This is a genomic window from Bacillus mycoides (assembly GCF_000832605.1).
Classification (GTDB): Bacteria; Bacillota; Bacilli; order Bacillales; family Bacillaceae_G; genus Bacillus_A; species Bacillus_A mycoides.
Genome location: NZ_CP009692.1, coordinates 3,946,703 through 3,963,533, shown reverse-complemented (window position 1 = coordinate 3,963,533; position 16,831 = coordinate 3,946,703). Strand labels below are relative to the sequence as shown.

General features: G+C 34.3%; 17 protein-coding genes and 1 pseudogene. 12 read left to right on the top strand and 6 right to left on the bottom strand.

Annotated elements, in window-relative coordinates:
* Positions 1-303 precede the first annotated feature (303 nt).
* The 3 genes from BG05_RS22105 (at position 304) to BG05_RS22095 (ending at position 3,307) form a co-directional block, all read left to right on the top strand.
* A complete protein-coding gene (locus BG05_RS22105; protein WP_002141295.1) occupies positions 304-699 on the top strand; it encodes a DUF3224 domain-containing protein in 396 nt (131 codons plus the stop codon).
* A 115-nt stretch (positions 700-814) separates the two neighbouring features.
* Positions 815-1,705: a Vgb family protein gene (locus tag BG05_RS22100; protein WP_016126772.1), complete on the top strand. Its 891-nt coding sequence runs from the start codon at positions 815-817 to the stop codon at positions 1,703-1,705.
* 654 nt (positions 1,706-2,359) lie between these two features.
* Positions 2,360-3,307 carry a DNA-binding transcriptional repressor DeoR gene (locus BG05_RS22095; protein WP_000356572.1) on the top strand — a complete coding sequence of 316 codons (948 nt, stop codon included), beginning with the start codon at positions 2,360-2,362 and terminating at the stop codon, positions 3,305-3,307.
* Between the two features lie 48 nt (positions 3,308-3,355).
* Here the strand turns inward: BG05_RS22095 and BG05_RS22090 are convergent, their stop codons facing one another.
* Entirely contained in the window at positions 3,356-3,718 is a 363-nt protein-coding gene (locus BG05_RS22090) for a hypothetical protein (protein WP_033733861.1), read from the bottom strand.
* Positions 3,719-3,874: 156 nt separating this feature from the next.
* On the opposite strand from BG05_RS22090, the gene deoC reads away from it, so the two are divergent.
* From deoC to BG05_RS22060, 6 genes are all read left to right on the top strand, one after another.
* Positions 3,875-4,546 carry a deoxyribose-phosphate aldolase gene (gene deoC / locus BG05_RS22085; RefSeq protein ID WP_002012110.1) on the top strand — a complete coding sequence of 224 codons (672 nt, stop codon included), beginning with the start codon at positions 3,875-3,877 and terminating at the stop codon, positions 4,544-4,546.
* 105 nt (positions 4,547-4,651) lie between these two features.
* A complete protein-coding gene (locus BG05_RS22080; RefSeq protein ID WP_003188561.1) occupies positions 4,652-5,833 on the top strand; it encodes a NupC/NupG family nucleoside CNT transporter in 1,182 nt (393 codons plus the stop codon).
* 36 nt (positions 5,834-5,869) lie between these two features.
* Positions 5,870-7,171: a pyrimidine-nucleoside phosphorylase gene (locus BG05_RS22075; RefSeq protein WP_002126836.1), complete on the top strand. Its 1,302-nt coding sequence runs from the start codon at positions 5,870-5,872 to the stop codon at positions 7,169-7,171.
* A 33-nt stretch (positions 7,172-7,204) separates the two neighbouring features.
* Positions 7,205-7,600, top strand: a complete 396-nt coding sequence (locus BG05_RS22070) for a cytidine deaminase (protein WP_000358532.1) — start codon at positions 7,205-7,207, stop codon at positions 7,598-7,600.
* Positions 7,601-7,766: 166 nt separating this feature from the next.
* Positions 7,767-8,162, top strand: a complete 396-nt coding sequence (locus tag BG05_RS22065; RefSeq protein WP_000737878.1) for a DUF2871 domain-containing protein — start codon at positions 7,767-7,769, stop codon at positions 8,160-8,162.
* 15 nt (positions 8,163-8,177) lie between these two features.
* Positions 8,178-8,660, top strand: a complete 483-nt coding sequence (locus BG05_RS22060) for a CcdC family protein (protein WP_002012104.1) — start codon at positions 8,178-8,180, stop codon at positions 8,658-8,660.
* A gap of 50 nt (positions 8,661-8,710) precedes the next feature.
* Here BG05_RS22060 and BG05_RS22055 read toward each other — a convergent pair whose 3' ends face one another.
* Both BG05_RS22055 and BG05_RS22050 read right to left on the bottom strand, forming a co-directional pair.
* Entirely contained in the window at positions 8,711-8,941 is a 231-nt protein-coding gene (locus BG05_RS22055) for a DUF896 domain-containing protein (protein ID WP_002126840.1), read from the bottom strand.
* Between the two features lie 146 nt (positions 8,942-9,087).
* Entirely contained in the window at positions 9,088-9,795 is a 708-nt protein-coding gene (locus tag BG05_RS22050; RefSeq protein ID WP_003188554.1) for an alpha/beta fold hydrolase, read from the bottom strand.
* Positions 9,796-9,937: 142 nt separating this feature from the next.
* On the opposite strand from BG05_RS22050, the gene BG05_RS22045 reads away from it, so the two are divergent.
* Positions 9,938-10,810 carry a LysR family transcriptional regulator gene (locus BG05_RS22045; protein ID WP_001100323.1) on the top strand — a complete coding sequence of 291 codons (873 nt, stop codon included), beginning with the start codon at positions 9,938-9,940 and terminating at the stop codon, positions 10,808-10,810.
* 54 nt (positions 10,811-10,864) lie between these two features.
* Here BG05_RS22045 and BG05_RS32200 read toward each other — a convergent pair.
* Positions 10,865-11,732: pseudogene (locus BG05_RS32200) on the bottom strand (urease accessory protein UreH domain-containing protein).
* A 19-nt stretch (positions 11,733-11,751) separates the two neighbouring features.
* Positions 11,752-12,744: a F510_1955 family glycosylhydrolase gene (locus BG05_RS22030; RefSeq protein ID WP_002126844.1), complete on the bottom strand. Its 993-nt coding sequence runs from the start codon at positions 12,742-12,744 to the stop codon at positions 11,752-11,754.
* A 223-nt stretch (positions 12,745-12,967) separates the two neighbouring features.
* Here BG05_RS22030 and BG05_RS22025 point away from each other — a divergent pair, with 223 nt between their 5' ends.
* Together BG05_RS22025 and BG05_RS22020 are read left to right on the top strand one after the other, a co-directional pair.
* The gene (locus tag BG05_RS22025; protein WP_002126845.1) at positions 12,968-14,251 is read left to right on the top strand and encodes an aminopeptidase P family protein; all 1,284 of its coding nucleotides are present in this window, start codon (positions 12,968-12,970) and stop codon (positions 14,249-14,251) included.
* 118 nt (positions 14,252-14,369) lie between these two features.
* A complete protein-coding gene (locus BG05_RS22020) occupies positions 14,370-16,004 on the top strand; it encodes a multicopper oxidase family protein (RefSeq protein WP_016126774.1) in 1,635 nt (544 codons plus the stop codon).
* A gap of 51 nt (positions 16,005-16,055) precedes the next feature.
* Here BG05_RS22020 and BG05_RS22015 read toward each other — a convergent pair whose 3' ends face one another.
* Positions 16,056-16,601 carry a hypothetical protein gene (locus tag BG05_RS22015; protein WP_016126775.1) on the bottom strand — a complete coding sequence of 182 codons (546 nt, stop codon included), beginning with the start codon at positions 16,599-16,601 and terminating at the stop codon, positions 16,056-16,058.
* Positions 16,602-16,831: the final 230 nt, after the last annotated feature.

Here is a 16,831-nt window from a genome sequence, read left to right as displayed (position 1 = left end):
TATATAATAAGAAAAATCTAGAAGATACGTAATATTTAAAAATGAACCGTCTCATAAAGAACATGTAGTAATTTCTACGTGTTCTTTTTTAATAAAAATGAAAGTAAACTGTTAAATAAAAATTTACTTTCAATGTCATATAAGAAGAACAAAAAATAAGTCGTCTTTTGCTCTTAACAGGGTCTTACCAGTAGCATCCGTTACTTTAGAAACACTCCTATGAGATATAATTATTGATGGTACTTTTTAGGTGATATACTGGAGGTAGATTACTCATCTAATGATGAAGGGAGGTTTACGCGTATGGAAGTAACATTTACAGTAAGTAAATGGGATGAAAAGCCAGTCAATGACACTAGAAAAGATTTCCCTATTAATATTGCCCATGTCGAATATGATATTGACGGTGAATTAAAAGGAAAAGCTTTTGTTGAATATTTATTATATTATTTAGAATCAACTATAGATGATGGTCACTTGGCTACTGCTAAAATTTCTGGATTTTTACATTTCGAAGGAATTTATAAGGGAAAACGAGGGACATTTATAGCTATAGAGCAAGGGATATTTGATAAAGGAAATCTAGATTCCCCTGCAACAATCATCAAAGCTACTGGTGAATTAGAAAGCCTGAAAGGGTCCTATAATTATAAGTTTACAGGTCAAACCAGTAAAATGATTCTAGACTTTGAATTCTAACAAAATATCTTATAATTTAGCAAAAAGGGCATCCACTGTAATACCAGGAATGTCCTTTTTAAAACTAAATTATACCGAAAAACAAGACTCAAAATTTTCAATGGGAGGAAATGATATGAGGATCACGATACAAGAATATGTGGTCAATGAAATAGATTCAGGACCATATGGAATAGCCGTAGGAAAAGACGGAGCATTGTGGTTTACGGAACAGAAAGGGAATCGAATTGGTAGAATAAATGCTACTGGTGAAATAAATTCTTTTCCCATTCCGACAGCAAATGCAGGAGCTATGTCAATTATCTCGGACCAGACCGGTGACATATGGTTTACGGAATATAACTCAAGTAAGATCGGTAAAATGTCGATGAACGGTCTTTTTGAAGAATATGTACTCCCTACAACGAACGCTGCACCTTTTGGCATAACGGAAGGCCCAGATGGAGCAATATGGTTTACAGAAATGAATAATGGTAGGATCGGAAGAATAACAAAGTCAGGGGAAATCACCGAGTTTGAATTGCCTAACTCCAAATCATTTCCCTCTTTTATTACTCTGGGATCAGACGGTGCATTATGGTTTACACAGAATCAGAACAATAGGATTGGGAGAATAACCACTAAAGGTGAGGTCAAAGAATATCCAATCCCAACACCTAACTCCGGGCCAGTTGGAATTGCGAGCGGCCCAGATGGAGCAATATGGTTTGTGCAAATCATAGGCAATAAAATTGGTAGAATTACGTTCGAAGGTGAGATCAAAGAATTTGTTATACCGACGCCGAACGCTCGTCCTCATGCCATAATACCTGGGAAGAACAGAGATCTTTGGTTCACAGAATGGGGAGGTAACCAAATCAGCCGTATTACAGTTGAAGGAGTTATTACGGAATATACGATACCTACAAATAATGCAGAGCCACATGGTATCACGTTTTGTCCGGATGGCGATCTTTGGTTCGCTGAAGAGTGTAATCAAATTGGACGTCTAACAATCATTACGTAATAGGGATATCGTCCATCGCTATCAAGCTCAGAAAAGTAAATATCCCATCACCATCAAGTTAAGAATTTGGTTGCTCCCCAAAACGAAAAAATGTGCTTTTTTGTTACAAGTAGCACAAAATTTCGTTCTGGGGGTACTATAAAATTTTAGCTTGATGGCGATGGGGTCTCGCCATCAAAACGTGAATTTCGCACGCTAAGGAATTTCTATATTAAAAAACTTGGCTTTACCGTACGTTAAGGAAGTTCCATAAACGATATTTAATGTTTGTTATTGTTACTACAGAAAGAACAAAAAGAATGAATTAAATATGAATCGATTTATCCCGCTATTTGCGGGCAGTAAGACTCCCACCTCAAAATTCGGTGAATACGAGGGAGTTAGGTGGGAGTCGGACTGCCCGTAAAAGCCCGATTGGTGAGGGCTAATAATCAGTGGGGGATGAACAAAACCCCCACTGATTAAAGTTTCACTTTATCTGATTCAAGATCATTTGTATCGAGTGTATGAAGCTAAAAAATAAAAGTTTCATTGTAAATCCTAAGTGGAGTAGAAGTTTAGGTTGATAAATAAGGGAGTCGAATTTTTTTGCATAAAGCTGTATAATGCTTGTAACGAAAAGGAAATACAGGAAAGGATATGTAATGAGTTACTATGGATAAGGATAAACAACAATTAAGCGTTGAAGTTGCAAGATTATATTATCAATCAGATTATAGTCAGCAAGAAATTGCTAATAAATTAAATATTTCAAGACCGACGATTTCTAGATTATTGAAGTATGCGAAAGAAAAAGGATTTGTTCAAATTAGTATAGCTGATCCATTTGCTGACTTAGATAACGTTGGGAATTTACTTAAAGAAAAGTATAACCTGTTAGAAGCGCATGTCGTATTTTCTCCAGTACCAGAATATGCAACGATTACGGAGTATATTAGTAAATATGCAGCTGAGTATATGGAAAAGACAGTGAAAACTGGTGATATCGTTGGTGTAAGCTGGGGAATGACGATGTATGAAATCGCTAGAAAAATCGTACCGCAACATGTGAAAGGTGTAGAGGTTGTCCAGTTAAAAGGTGGCATTAGTCACTCAAGTGTAAATACATATGCGAATGAAACGATCGCGTTATTTGCAGATGCTTTTCAAACGACGCCAAGAAATCTACCTCTTCCAGTTATATTTGATAATGCGGTGACAAAAGAATTAGTGGAGCAAGATAGACATATTCATCACATTATTGAAATGGGGAAACAAGCAAATATTGCAATTTTCACTGTTGGAACAGTGCGTGATGAAGCGTTATTATTCCGATTAGGATATTTAGATAAGGATGAAACGAACATTTTGAAAGAACAAGCTGTCGGTGACATTTGTTCACGTTTCTTTGATGGAGACGGAAATATTAGTAGCGAAGAAATTAATAAGCGTACAATTGGAATTGAGTTAGAGGAACTTAAATTAAAGAAACGTTCTATTTTAGTTGCAGGTGGTAATAGAAAAATAAAAGCAATTGACGGTGCGTTACGTGGCGGGTATGCAAATGTACTAATTATAGATCAGCATACAGCGAAAGAATTGTTACATTATCAAAAAGGTTAGAAATAAAAGGCTTTCTCAAAATATTAATTTTGAGAAAGCCTTTTATTTTTAGTATGAATAAATCAATGTGTAGTACCTTGTAAAGTATTTGTAAGGAACGCTCTTTGATTGATCTCCTTTTTCAAAAATTAGTGAGTTAGCCATAATATCTCTATCTACAAAACTCCAGCCATCTTGCTCCATCATATCGATAAAAGGTTCCATTTTTCCGCGCTTTACTAAGTAGGGGTATTGATTATCTATCGGTTCTACTTCCACCATTTCTTTATCTTGAATAACCACCTTAGACATAGCTAAAGCAAATGGAACTGGGTTTCCTTCTTGGAAAATAACATCCCTTTTATAAAAAATAAATATGGATAGTGAGGTGCATACTAGCAATGTGAATATAAAGAATTTTGACTTAAACAAGTGGTTCACATCCTTTATTTACAAGCTTATACTACTTTCAATGTATTACTAGAAATTCCCTTCTAAAAAAGAATGAACAAAAGTTCAAAAGTGTATTTACATTTGTTCAACTAAGAGTTAGAATGAAGTTGTTAAAAGATATGAGGAGTGAAGATAATGAACATTGCAAAGTTAATTGACCATACAATTTTAAAACCAAATTCTACAAAAGAAGATGTTATGAAAGTAATCGAAGAGGCAAAGCAATACAAATTTGCTTCAGTTTGTATTAATCCTACATGGGTAAAGCTAGCTGCTGAAGAATTAGCTGGACATGATGTAGACGTTTGTACTGTAATCGGTTTCCCATTAGGAGCAAGCACTACTGAAACAAAAGCATTCGAAACAAAAGATGCTATCGCAAAAGGTGCAACTGAAGTTGATATGGTAATCAACGTAGGTGCTTTAAAAGATGGCGACAATGAGTTCGTTGAAAAAGACATTTATGAAGTAGTACAAGCAGCAAAAGGAAAAGCTCTTGTAAAAGTAATCATTGAAACTTGCCTTCTAACAGATGAAGAAAAAGTTCGTGCTTGTGAATTATCAGTAAAAGCTGGCGCTGATTTCGTAAAAACTTCAACTGGATTCTCAACTGGCGGAGCAACTGCAGAAGATATCGCATTAATGCGTAAAACAGTTGGACCAAACGTTGGCGTGAAAGCATCTGGCGGCGTTCGTACACGTGAAGATGCAGACAAAATGGTAGAGGCTGGAGCTTCTCGCGTTGGAGCAAGTGCTAGTGTTGCAATCGTATTAAATGATGCAAAAGGTGCTACAGATAATTACTAATTAATAAAGTGTGAAAAGCAATAGATACACGTTTAAAGTAAAGTGTATCTATTGCTTTAACAATTGAAAAGAATGTAAGCGGATACGAATGGGAGGAGACGGCTTATGAAATACTTAATCGGTGTTTTAGGCCTCGTATTGATTTTAGGTATCGCTTGGCTTGCTAGTAATGATAGAAAGAAAGTCAAATATCGCTCAATCATAACGATGGTTATATTACAATTCATTTTGGGGTTTTTATTATTAAATACAAGCGTAGGGAATATATTAATTAGCGGAATAGCAGATGGTTTTGGAGAATTATTAAAATATGCCGCTGATGGTGTGAATTTCGTATTTGGTGGATTAGTAAATCAAAAAGAGTTTTCATTCTTTTTAAGTGTATTAATGCCAATCGTATTTATATCAGCTTTAATAGGTATTTTGCAACACATTAAAGTATTACCTATTATTGTGAAATCTATCGGTCTAGTATTAAGTAAAGTAAATGGGATGGGGAAACTCGAATCATATAACGCGGTAGCTTCTGCGATTTTAGGACAATCTGAAGTGTTTATTTCAGTTAAGAAACAACTAGGATTATTGCCAGAGAAAAGAATGTATACATTATGTGCATCTGCAATGTCTACAGTATCTATGTCTATCGTTGGATCATATATGGTGTTATTAAAACCGCAATATGTTGTAACCGCTTTAGTGCTTAACTTATTCGGTGGCTTCATTATTGCTTCTATCATTAACCCGTATGAAGTTACTGAAGAAGAAGATATGTTAGAAGTACAAGAAGAAGAGAAAAAGACATTCTTTGAAGTATTAGGGGAGTACATTATAGATGGATTTAAAGTTGCGATTACAGTAGCAGCTATGTTAATTGGTTTCGTTGCCCTTATCGCATTCATTAATGCAGTATTTAAAGGTGTAATCGGTATCTCATTCCAAGAAATTCTTGGTTATGTATTTGCACCATTTGCATTTATTATGGGTGTTCCATGGCATGAAGCAGTTAACGCAGGGAATATTATGGCGACAAAACTTGTATCAAATGAATTTGTTGCGATGACAGATTTAGCACAAGGAAACTTTAATTTCTCAGATAGAACGACAGCGATTATATCTGTATTCTTAGTTTCATTTGCAAACTTCTCTTCAATTGGAATTATTGCTGGGGCAGTTAAGAGCTTAAATGAAAAACAAGGGAATGTAGTCGCAAGATTTGGTTTGAAATTACTTTTCGGTGCAACGTTAGTAAGTTTCTTATCAGCAACAATCGTTGGCTTATTATTTTAACAGATTCATATAATATAAAAAGGAATGGTGATTACAATGAGAATGGTAGATATTATTGCGAAAAAACGTGATGGAAAAGAATTAATGACTGAAGAAATCAAATTCTTTATTAATGGATATACAGATGGAAGTATTCCTGATTATCAAGCGAGTGCACTTGCAATGGCAATTTTCTTTAAAGATATGACGGATCGTGAACGTGCAGATTTAACGATGGCAATGGTTGAGTCTGGAGAAACAATCGACTTATCAGCAATTGAAGGCATTAAAGTAGATAAGCATTCAACTGGCGGTGTTGGTGATACAACAACATTAGTATTAGGACCATTAGTTGCTGCTTTAGATGTACCAGTAGCAAAAATGTCTGGTCGTGGTTTAGGACATACGGGCGGGACAATTGATAAATTAGAAGCGGTAGAAGGATTCCACGTTGAAATTACGAAAGAACAGTTCATTGATATTGTAAACCGTGACAAAGTGGCTGTTATCGGACAAACAGGAAACTTAACACCTGCTGATAAAAAGATTTATGCATTACGTGATGTAACAGGAACAGTAAATTCAATTCCTCTAATTGCAAGTTCAATTATGAGTAAAAAAATTGCAGCTGGTGCTGATGCAATCGTACTTGATGTAAAAACAGGTGCGGGTGCATTTATGAAAACCGAAGAAGATGCAAAAGAATTAGCTCATGCAATGGTACGTATCGGAAATAATGTTGGACGTCAAACGATGGCAGTAATTTCAGATATGTCACAACCTCTTGGTTTTGCTATTGGTAACGCTCTAGAAGTGAAGGAAGCAATTGATACTTTAAAAGGCGAAGGTCCAGAAGATTTAACAGAATTAGTACTTGTATTAGGAAGCCAAATGGTCGTACTTGCGAAAAAAGCAAATACATTAGAAGAAGCTCGTGAAATGCTAATTGAAGTGATGAAAAATGGAAAAGCAACTGAGAAGTTTAAAGAGTTCTTAAGCAACCAAGGCGGAGACAGCTCAATTGTAGATAATCCAGAAAAAATGCCACAGGCGAAGTATGTAATTGATGTACCTGCAAAAACTTCAGGTGTGATTTCAAACATTGTTGCAGATGAAATCGGTATCGCAGCTATGTTATTAGGTGCAGGTCGTGCGACAAAAGAAGATGAAATCGATTTAGCGGTAGGATTAATGTTACGTAAAAAAGTTGGCGATGCAGTAAAAGAAGGCGAGCCGTTCGTAACGATTTATGCAAATCGCGAAAATGTAGAAGATGTAAAAGCAAAAATCTATGAGAACATTTCTATCGCTGAAACAGCAGTGGCTCCTAAATTAGTTCATACAGTTATTACTGACTAATCATAATTACATTTACTTTGAGGAGGAAATAATATGGATAAGAAAAAATATATCGAAGAAGCAAATAAGATGTTATCGAAAGCGTATATTCCGTATTCTAAATTTCCTGTTGGTGCAGCGCTAGTTACAAAAGAAGGTAAAATCTATACTGGTTGTAATATAGAAAACGCTTCTTACGGTTTATGTAACTGTGCAGAAAGAACAGCAATATTTAAAGCAGTATCAGAAGGTGAGCGCGACTTTAGTTACTTAGTCATTACAGGAGAAACTGACGGACCTATTTCACCATGTGGTGCTTGTAGACAAGTTATTGCTGAATTTTGTGATCCGAAAATGCCAGTTTTACTAACAAATGTAAAAGGCGATGAAAAAGAAGTGACTGTAGAGCAGTTACTGCCTGGTGCCTTTTCAATTGAAGATTTAAAATAAGTTAAAAGGCCATTCCACAATTAATAGTTGTGGAATGGCCTTTTTTATTTTCAATAATAGAATGTAATAATCTGTTCATATTCCGTTCATAAACTTTGCGTAAAATGATTGCAGTGAATATGGAAAGTGACGATATAAATTGTCGTTCTACAGCAGGAGGAATATGATGAAGAAATTATATAATGCAGCATTCATTTACTTAATTATTGGTTTATTATCAGGTGTATTTGCAAGAGAGTATACGAAAGCGCAAGGCATTAAAGGATCCACTATGTTGCAATTAGTGCATACGCACGTATTAGTGCTCGGCTTTGTATTCTTTTTGGTCGCTTTAGCTCTATTTAAAGTATTTAATGTCCGTGAAACAAAAAGTTTTCGTGCGTGGTTTGTTGTTTATAATGTAGGATTAATTTTTACTATTGCTACAATGGTATTTAGAGGTATTCTACAAGTAAATGGAACTGACTTTAATGGTTTAAGCCATATGGCTGGATTAGGTCATGTCATTATAAGTGTTGGGCTCGTTTGGTTTATGATTTTGCTCAAAAAATCTTTTAAATAGATAGGAGTGGAGAGTATGAGTTTAGCACTTTTATCAAGTATAGTAGCGGTTTGTATGGCCGTTGGAGTTATGTTTCTTCGCTTTAAGTCAGCGAAAAAACCGGTAACGAAAAAGAAAATTATATTACCGCCAATTTTTATGAGCACTGGTGCAATGATGTACTTCTTACCAGAGTTTCGATTAACGTCTTTAGAAATAGTAGAGGCAATTAGCGTAGGACTTATTTTCTCTATATTTCTTATTAAAACATCTAAGTTCGAAATAAGAGGCGAAGACATATATATGAAACCATCAAAAGCGTTCATATTTATTTTAGTTGGTTTATTAGCTGTCCGGGTAGCATTAAAATCATATTTAAGTCAGTCGATTGATTTAACCCAATTAAGTGGAATGTTTTTCTTACTCGCTTTTGCGATGATTGTATCGTGGAGAATTGCGATGTATCGCTCGTTTACTAAATTAGAAAAGACAATAAAAAGAGCTGGAATTTCTATATAGGAATTTCAGCTCTTTTTATGTTTTATAAGATTGTTTTTTTAGCTTTGATTTCATTTGCTTAATTTTAAACGTATTTGAGCATCTTGTAATGCAACTGGTGTAACGTTAAGACCATTTTGATCAACGATTTTTGTGTTTAATAAAATGGAATCTAAGCTCCCGCGAAATGTTTTTGTATAGTTTTGACGCAACATTTGTTGTTCTTGTTTTTCATCAACTGTTAATCCAAAGGTTCTTTCTTTTTTTGATAATTCGTTAATACGGAATAAAATGTTTTGCATTTTGTTCACCTCTTATTTTAAATTAAATTAGTTACTTACTAATTTATAGTTATTTTAACTTTTTCATATGAATATGTCAAGAAGGGTAAAAGAAAAGTAGACACCCGTATTACAGTAAGTGGGTGTCTACAAGGAAAATATAAAGTTTAGCTTAATTCATGTAAGTGACTAACAAGTTCTGCTGTTTTAGAAAAGAATGGAGAATGATCAGCTTCCAAAGTAATGATTTTCACACAAGGAGTTTCTGTATTCATTCGGCGCTGAAAATCAATCGGAATTGCTCTATCTAGAGTTGTTTCGATATAAATACGATTTACAGTTCCAAAGTTCTCTTCTGATATTTTCAGCTCTTTTTGGAACGGTCCTAGTGGTTGAGGACGCATTTGATTAAAAGATGCTCCTTTAATAGAACCGTCTTCTGTAGCATTTAAAAATGTTTGTTCAATCAACTCTGGTATAAGTTCTGCGGTCATGTCATTCTCATTTATAGAGAATTGTGGGCCAGCTTCTCCGTCTAACTTACTACCAAGACTTTCTCCATTTTGTGGCAAGAATGCACAAAGATATACTAATTTATCGATTTTATTTGGTATAAGCTCAGCGGTTTGAGTGATCACAATTCCACCCATACTATGTCCAACAAGAATAACTTTTTCATTTTGTTGATTTATAATAGTTGTTACTGCATTAACATAGGAATCTAATGTTATATTTTGTGATGGAGTTGTATCTTTCCCACTTCCAGGTAAGTCTAGTGTAATAACTGTATGTCCGAAAGCCTCTAGTTGAGGTTTTACTAAATCCCATGCCCATTCACCTTGCCATGCTCCATGTACTAAAACGTAAGTACTCATTTAATCAACACTCCTCTAATGTTTATATGTTTATTTTTTCGTAATATTGATGATGTATAATTAGTGTATATGAAGTGGATTGATAAATATAATGAAGCTTATTTATAGATGATATAAATAACTTTTATATAAGGAGAACAGAATGAACGTTTTTGATTTTAAAGTTTTTAAATACGTGGCTCGTTTGAACAGCATTAGTTTAGCAGCTAAGGAGTTACATATGACACAGCCGGCTATAACTCATATCGTAAACAAATTAGAGAAACGATATGCTATAACATTATTTGATCGCTCTAGACAAGGAACTGTTTTAACTGAAAATGGAAAAGAATTTTTAGTTTGTGTAGATCGACTTCTAATGGAGTATGAAAACCTTGAAGAAACAGCTTTACAATTAAAAAATAATAACTTGTATAAGATTGTATTAGCTACATATCCTTCAGTTACTGTATATTGTTTGGCGGAGTGTATCGAACTAGGTAATTTTGATCAAAGTCAGTATGTGCTTGCAGTTCGAGAAGGAAGCTATCAAGAAGTGTTAGATTGGCTGTCTTCTGGAAGTGCAGATTTTTCTATTTCTATAAAAGAAAATTTAATACCAGGATTTCATTATGATGTAATTGGTGAAGATCCGTATGTTATGGTTTCTTCTAAGTCAGTTCCATCAGGTCTTACAATGAAAGAGTTGAAAAATTATCCTTTTATAATGCCGCTCTCTGGTTGTAAAGAAGTACTTGAACCATATTTGATGAAAAATGAAATAGTAGTTAATAAAGTGATGGAATCAGAGACAATTAGTTCGGCGTTAGCACTGGCTTTACAAGTTAAAGGAATAACAATCGTTCCATTATCAGGACTTCATAAACAAATTATTCATGACTTCATCGTGCAACCGATAGAAATTAAAATTCCACGACAACTTATTATGCAATGGTCACCTAAAAAAGAAAATGACGCACTGTTTCTGGCGTTTGTTACGAATTTACTAAGCCAACTACAACAAAAGAAAAAATGAATAAAATGATACAAAAGGTAAGCTCATTTCACTGAAGCTTACCTTTTGTGTGTATTACCAATATAGGACAGTATCATAAAGCCCGATTAATATAAGGAGAACACCGGCTATACGCTGAATGTTTTTTCCTATTTTTCGGCTCTTTTTCAGTAAAGTCCCATTTAATCCAAGGTAGGAGATGATGAACATAAGTACAACGATAGGTAGAGCAGTTCCTATCGAAAAGAATGTCGGAAACAAGTATCCATAATTAGATGAGAAAGATAAAGGGATTAACGTTCCGAAAAATAGAACGAACATAGTCGGACAGAAGGCTAAGGAAAAGAGAATCCAAGTAAAAATGAGCCAACTTCATTTTGTTTTCGTATAAATTTGATCGAGAAGAAACTTCTTCCTTTTATAATACCTGCCAACATTAGCCCCATTAAAATTAATAAAGGTCCAATTATTTTTCGTAACCATGGGAAATACAAAGTTAATATTTGCTGAATCTCTTTTCTTAAGAACCATACTAATAGTCCAAGTGTCGTAAAAGCTATTATTTTTCCTAAAATAAATAACAATATATGTTTCCATACATGTCCCTTTTGTAAAGATTGATTGCCATAAAGTGAAACTTTAATCAGTGGGGGGGTTGTTCATCCCCCACTGATTATTAGTTGAACCAATCGGGCATTTACGGGCAGTTGATATCCCACCTAACTTCTTTGTACTATCCGAATTTTGAGGTGGGAGTTTTACTGCCCGTTAATGCGGGATAAAGTGTAATAGCGCTAATGTTTCCTGTTAATTGGCAAGGAGAAAGGGTACCTACAATGCCTAATAAAAACGCAAATAAAAGAGGAATTGATTTCGTAGCATTCGCGATATCCATTAAAGGAGACATGAGTTGATAACTCCACTCGCTAACTGTTGAAAACACGTTATATTCACCTTTCTAACTAGTTATATTGTAATGTTCCATTTTTAGTAATCTGCTTCCACGTTTTACCGTCATCCATAGAAAGAAAGACATTTGCTTTCATTGTAGCAAAAACTATTTCAGCTGAATTTTGAGGATTTTGTGATATGTACATAATTGTATCTTTAGAATCTAAAGATGGAATCTGTAAGTTTGTTTCTTCATTTGTAGCAATTGATTTCTTCGTAATTAGTTGCTCAGTTTGCTTATTAATAGAGGCATAGATAATGTCTTCATTACTTAATGTAACTGCGGTCGATTCAACTGGTTTAGAAAATAGTTCAAATGTATTTCCATAATCTGTAGACAAATATACACCGTCTTTAGCACTTACCGCGACTACACTAGATTGATCTGGATGTGCTGAAAAGGAATGGATTGTACTTGAAAGACCGTTTAATTTACTATTTTTCCAATCTTGTCCGTTGTTCGTACTGAAATAAAAACCTTGTTGTAATTTAGAATTTGGACGCTCATTGTATAAATAAATTGCTTCCGTATTATATCCGACAGCAAGGTTATGAAAATCAGATTCTCCATAAAACGCTAGCTTTTCGAGGGTATTACCGCCATCAGAACTTTTCATTAAACCTAAAGGATTTTTTAAATTTGCACCTGGTTCAGGATGACCGCTGGCAACGAATCCATTCTTTGTTGCCTGAAATCCCATGTAATCATGTAGCTCAGTCGTAGTTTCAAACCATTTACCATTTTGATAAACTTTTATACCACTGTGAGTTGCGATAGAAACCCCAGGCATATTTCCGGCGTAGCCAATTCCATGAATGTGCTCGATTTTTCCAGATGTAATTTCTTTATAGAAGTTTTGCGGAATCGTAGTTGCTGTTTCTTTATTTTTTGGCTGAGATTGCACCGTTTCTTTTTTAGCTGGTGCTGTTTCAGCATTGCTAGAACATCCTGTAATTATTAATAAAGAAGTAATTGCTAACCCTGTTGCTACATAATGTTTCACTTTTGTAGACTCCTTTCCATATATATGAGATTTTAAGTATATGGAATAAATGTCAAGAAATTGTGGAGTGGTATGCAGAATTTAGAGTAGAAGGGGCCCTAGTAATGAAGATTTTCTTTTCTCTATGAGCACTATTAATTGACGAAAAATTATAACAATAATAGAATGAATTATATTGGATAATTAGTTTCAAAATTATACATAGAACGCTAGGGGGATTATTATGAAATCAACATTTTTTGCTCAAAATAGAGAACGATTAGTAAACACATTACCGGATGAATCTATTACTATTTTATTTGCTGGGCAAGCACCTCATATGTCAGCCGATGCACATTATAAATTTGTGCCGAATCGAAATTTTTACTATTTAACGGGAATCGATGAGCCAAATGTTATTTTCATGTTGAAAAAGTTTGGAAATAGTGTGGAAGAAACTCTTTTCATTGAAAAATCAGATCCAGTAATGGAAAAATGGGACGGTAAAACAGTTTCTAAAGAAGATGCAGAACAAATTTCAGGCATAAAAAAAGTTGTATATATAGAAAGCTTTGAGAAGACAATGGCAAATACACTTTTCACAGAAAATGTGAAGCATCTGTATTTAGATTTAGAGCGTCGTGAGTGGAAGGGTACTGAGACGAAAACGTTAGCGTTTGCTAAATATGTAAGAGAACAGTATCCACACGTTTTAATTGGTAATGTATATCCGCATATTTGTGAATTACGAGTGTTTAAAACGGAAGAAGAAATTGAAATCATTAAAGAAGCGATTGCTGTAACTAAAGAGGGTATTTATAACGTGCTGAAGCATGCAAAAGCAGATGTGATGGAATATGAATTAGAAGCTCATTTTGATTTTACGCTTAAATCATCTGGAATTAAACATCATGCATTCAATACAATTTTGGCGAGTGGTAAAAATGCTACAGTCCTTCATTATGAAGATAATGATGCACAAATTCAAAATGGTGATTTAGTGCTGCTCGATTTAGGTGCTCAAAAAGATTACTACAACGCTGATATTAGTTACACATTCCCAGCTAGTGGAACATTCTCTAGTCGCCAAAAACAAATATATAATATAGTGTTAAAAGCATTGAAAGAAACAACTGAGCTTATTAAGCCAGGATTAAAGTTTACTGCATTAAATGAGCACACAAAAAAGGTACTGGCAGAAGAGTGTAAAGCTATTGGTTTAATTCAAGAAGATGAGGAACTATCTAAATATTATTATCACGGCGTGAGTCATTTCCTAGGTTTAGATACTCATGATGTAGGAACATACAAAGATAGAGTATTAGAAGAAGGTATGGTCATTACGATTGAACCAGGTCTATATATTGAAGAAGAATCAATTGGGATTCGTATTGAAGATGATATTCTTATCACAAAAGACGGGTATGAAAACTTGTCAAAAGATATCATTAGAACAGTTGAAGAGATTGAAGAGTTTATGAGAGAAAATAATGTAAATGTAAAAGAAGATGAAGTTGTTACGAAATAATAATTAGAAGAGGCGCTCAATTTTGGGCGTCTTTTTATTTGGACCATTTTAAACCTCCATATTTTCTTGAAAATTGTCTTCTATAATAATCTTGAAAAAGAAAAAGGAGGGATTTTCAATGAAGAGATTTGTATTAACAGCAGTTACAGTCTCCGTAATATCTTTAATTGCTGCATGTTCTGCGACCACAAATACAACAAATGATCATAAAAATATGGACGATAAAAAAACAACACAGACTGAAACGGCTACAAAACCATTGAAAGTTGTAAAAGGGCCAGAAGTTACTTTAGTAGCGAAAGAAGAAAAGCAAAAGCTAAGTAACGGTGTTATTGTTCCAGTCTGGACATTTAATGGCTCATCCCCAGGTCCAGAAATCAGAGTGAAAAAAGGTGAAAAGGTTAAAGTGACATTAAAAAATGAATTATCTGCACCAGTATCTATTCATTGGCATGGGTATCCTGTCCCAAATAACATGGATGGAATTCCAGGTGTGACGCAAGATGCGGTTGAACCTGGAAAGAGTTTCACCTATGAATTTGAAGCGAACGTACCAGGAACATATTGGTATCATTCGCATCAAGATTCTGTGAATCAACTAGATAGAGGTTTATATGGTGCTCTCATTGTAGAAGATACTAATGAAAAATATGATAAAGATTACACATTAATGTTGGATGAATGGGTTACAGATAAAGAAGAAATTAATAAGCAGTTAAAAGAAATGACAAAAGGGCCAACAGGTAATAAATCTAAGGGTAATGAAAATACGAAAAAGAATGATGATATGAAAGGCATGGATCATTCCGGTATGGACAGTGATAAAAAAGACTCTAGTAATATGGCAGGAATGGACCATGGAAATATGAAGATGGAAGGTCATGATATGAGTATGTATGACTTATTCACAATCAATGGTAAAAGCGGAGATTTAGTAGAGCTGTTAAAAGTGAATGAAGGGGATAAAGTTCGTCTTCGACTCGTTAATGCTGGTTATCTATCACATGATATACATGTTCACGGTCATGATATAAAAGTAATTGCGACAGATGGTCAACCAATTAACGATCCAAAAGTTATAAAAGACAAAGTAATTTCAATCGCACCGGGTGAACGTTATGATATTGAATTTACAGCTAACAATCCTGGGAAATGGTACGTTGAAGACCATTCAGAAAGTAAAGGTGCAAAAGGAATGAAAGCTATTATTGAATATGATGGCAGCAAAGAGATGAAATACAAAGCAGATGAAAAAGAAAAATTACCGAAATTAGATATGACAAAATATGGTGCTAAAAAATTAGGTAGTTTCACGTTAAATCAACAGTATATTGCCACATATAATATGGACTTGAATACGCAAATGAATGGAAATGAAATGGTATATACAATTAATGGAAAGGCATTCCCAGATATTGACCCAATTTCAGTGGAAAAGGGTGACTTAGTAAAAGTAAAATTAGTAAATCGCTCTAAAGCGGACGATCATCCGATGCATTTACACGGTCATTTCTTCCAGGTGTTAAGTAAAGATGGAAAACCGGTAGAAGGTTCTCCAATTGTGAAAGACACTTTGAACTTAAAACCAGGAGAAGAATATGAAGTAGCCTTTGTAGCAGACAATCCGGGTGAATGGATGTTCCACTGTCATGATTTACACCATGCTTCAGCGGGGATGGTAACAGAAGTGAAATATACAGATTATAAATCTGATTATGTTCCAAACCCTAACATTCCTAATAAGCCAGAATAATATGAAGCAGTTATCCTATGGATAGCTGCTTATTCATTTTCGTTGCAAGTGTTAATGCATATGTTGATCGTGCCCGGATGAAGATGGGGGAGTATGATCGGGGAATGTCACGAACACGGCAACGATAATTAACACACTAATTGAAAGTAATAATAAAAAACGCCGTTGGATAAAAGTAGAAAAGGTTTCTGATAAAAGTTGAATTATACATGACATAGTTATTGTTATAGTAAGTAAAAGACTAATGAACAGTATACTGTGAGCTTGTTGAGCGTTTAACATTTCTGTAATCATTGCTCCCATCATACTTGCCATTAATCCAGAAAACATTCCTTCTAAAGCGGTAAATAGGTGAAACCGTAGACCGACTAAAAAACCGATACAACTACTAATCAAAATCGCAAGCAAAGTAGAATATAGTAATTCACCTTTAAAAAGAATACCTAAATAAAAACCGATACTTAAACCGATACACATACTAAAAGACATAATAAATACCATATACTCCATTAGGGTACCCTTGCGTTTAGATATATATGATGTAATAAGAATCGAGATACAACAAAGTGTTAAGGCAGTTAACGTATAAGCGAACATCATGATACCTCCCTGTCCTATCATTCACTTCATCATATGTTCAAATGGAGAGTACTTATGCTAATATATATCTGCAAATTATCTGCACAATTTAAAAAAGGTAAGTTCAATATAATTTTCAAATAATGATGGTTATCTTAGTGGACGATGCTTCATAAAGAATTGTTGTATTTTTATTTTGAGAGAATATATGTAAGCAAGTAGTAGTGAATGGAAAAGATGTTCGATTT

Coding starts and splice junctions, on each gene's coding strand:
- BG05_RS22055 (WP_002126840.1), bottom strand. CDS start 8,941: ATGCAAAACATTTTATTCCGTATTAACGAATTATCAAAAAAAGAAAGA.
- BG05_RS22070 (WP_000358532.1), top strand. CDS start 7,205: ATGGATAAGAAAAAATATATCGAAGAAGCAAATAAGATGTTATCGAAA.
- BG05_RS22050 (WP_003188554.1), bottom strand. CDS start 9,795: ATGAGTACTTACGTTTTAGTACATGGAGCATGGCAAGGTGAATGGGCA.
- BG05_RS22065 (WP_000737878.1), top strand. CDS start 7,767: ATGAAGAAATTATATAATGCAGCATTCATTTACTTAATTATTGGTTTA.
- BG05_RS22060 (WP_002012104.1), top strand. CDS start 8,178: ATGAGTTTAGCACTTTTATCAAGTATAGTAGCGGTTTGTATGGCCGTT.
- BG05_RS22045 (WP_001100323.1), top strand. CDS start 9,938: ATGAACGTTTTTGATTTTAAAGTTTTTAAATACGTGGCTCGTTTGAAC.
- BG05_RS22020 (WP_016126774.1), top strand. CDS start 14,370: ATGAAGAGATTTGTATTAACAGCAGTTACAGTCTCCGTAATATCTTTA.
- BG05_RS22095 (WP_000356572.1), top strand. CDS start 2,360: ATGGATAAGGATAAACAACAATTAAGCGTTGAAGTTGCAAGATTATAT.
- BG05_RS22015 (WP_016126775.1), bottom strand. CDS start 16,601: ATGTTCGCTTATACGTTAACTGCCTTAACACTTTGTTGTATCTCGATT.
- BG05_RS22100 (WP_016126772.1), top strand. CDS start 815: ATGAGGATCACGATACAAGAATATGTGGTCAATGAAATAGATTCAGGA.
- deoC (WP_002012110.1), top strand. CDS start 3,875: ATGAACATTGCAAAGTTAATTGACCATACAATTTTAAAACCAAATTCT.
- BG05_RS22075 (WP_002126836.1), top strand. CDS start 5,870: ATGAGAATGGTAGATATTATTGCGAAAAAACGTGATGGAAAAGAATTA.
- BG05_RS22025 (WP_002126845.1), top strand. CDS start 12,968: ATGAAATCAACATTTTTTGCTCAAAATAGAGAACGATTAGTAAACACA.
- BG05_RS22080 (WP_003188561.1), top strand. CDS start 4,652: ATGAAATACTTAATCGGTGTTTTAGGCCTCGTATTGATTTTAGGTATC.
- BG05_RS22105 (WP_002141295.1), top strand. CDS start 304: ATGGAAGTAACATTTACAGTAAGTAAATGGGATGAAAAGCCAGTCAAT.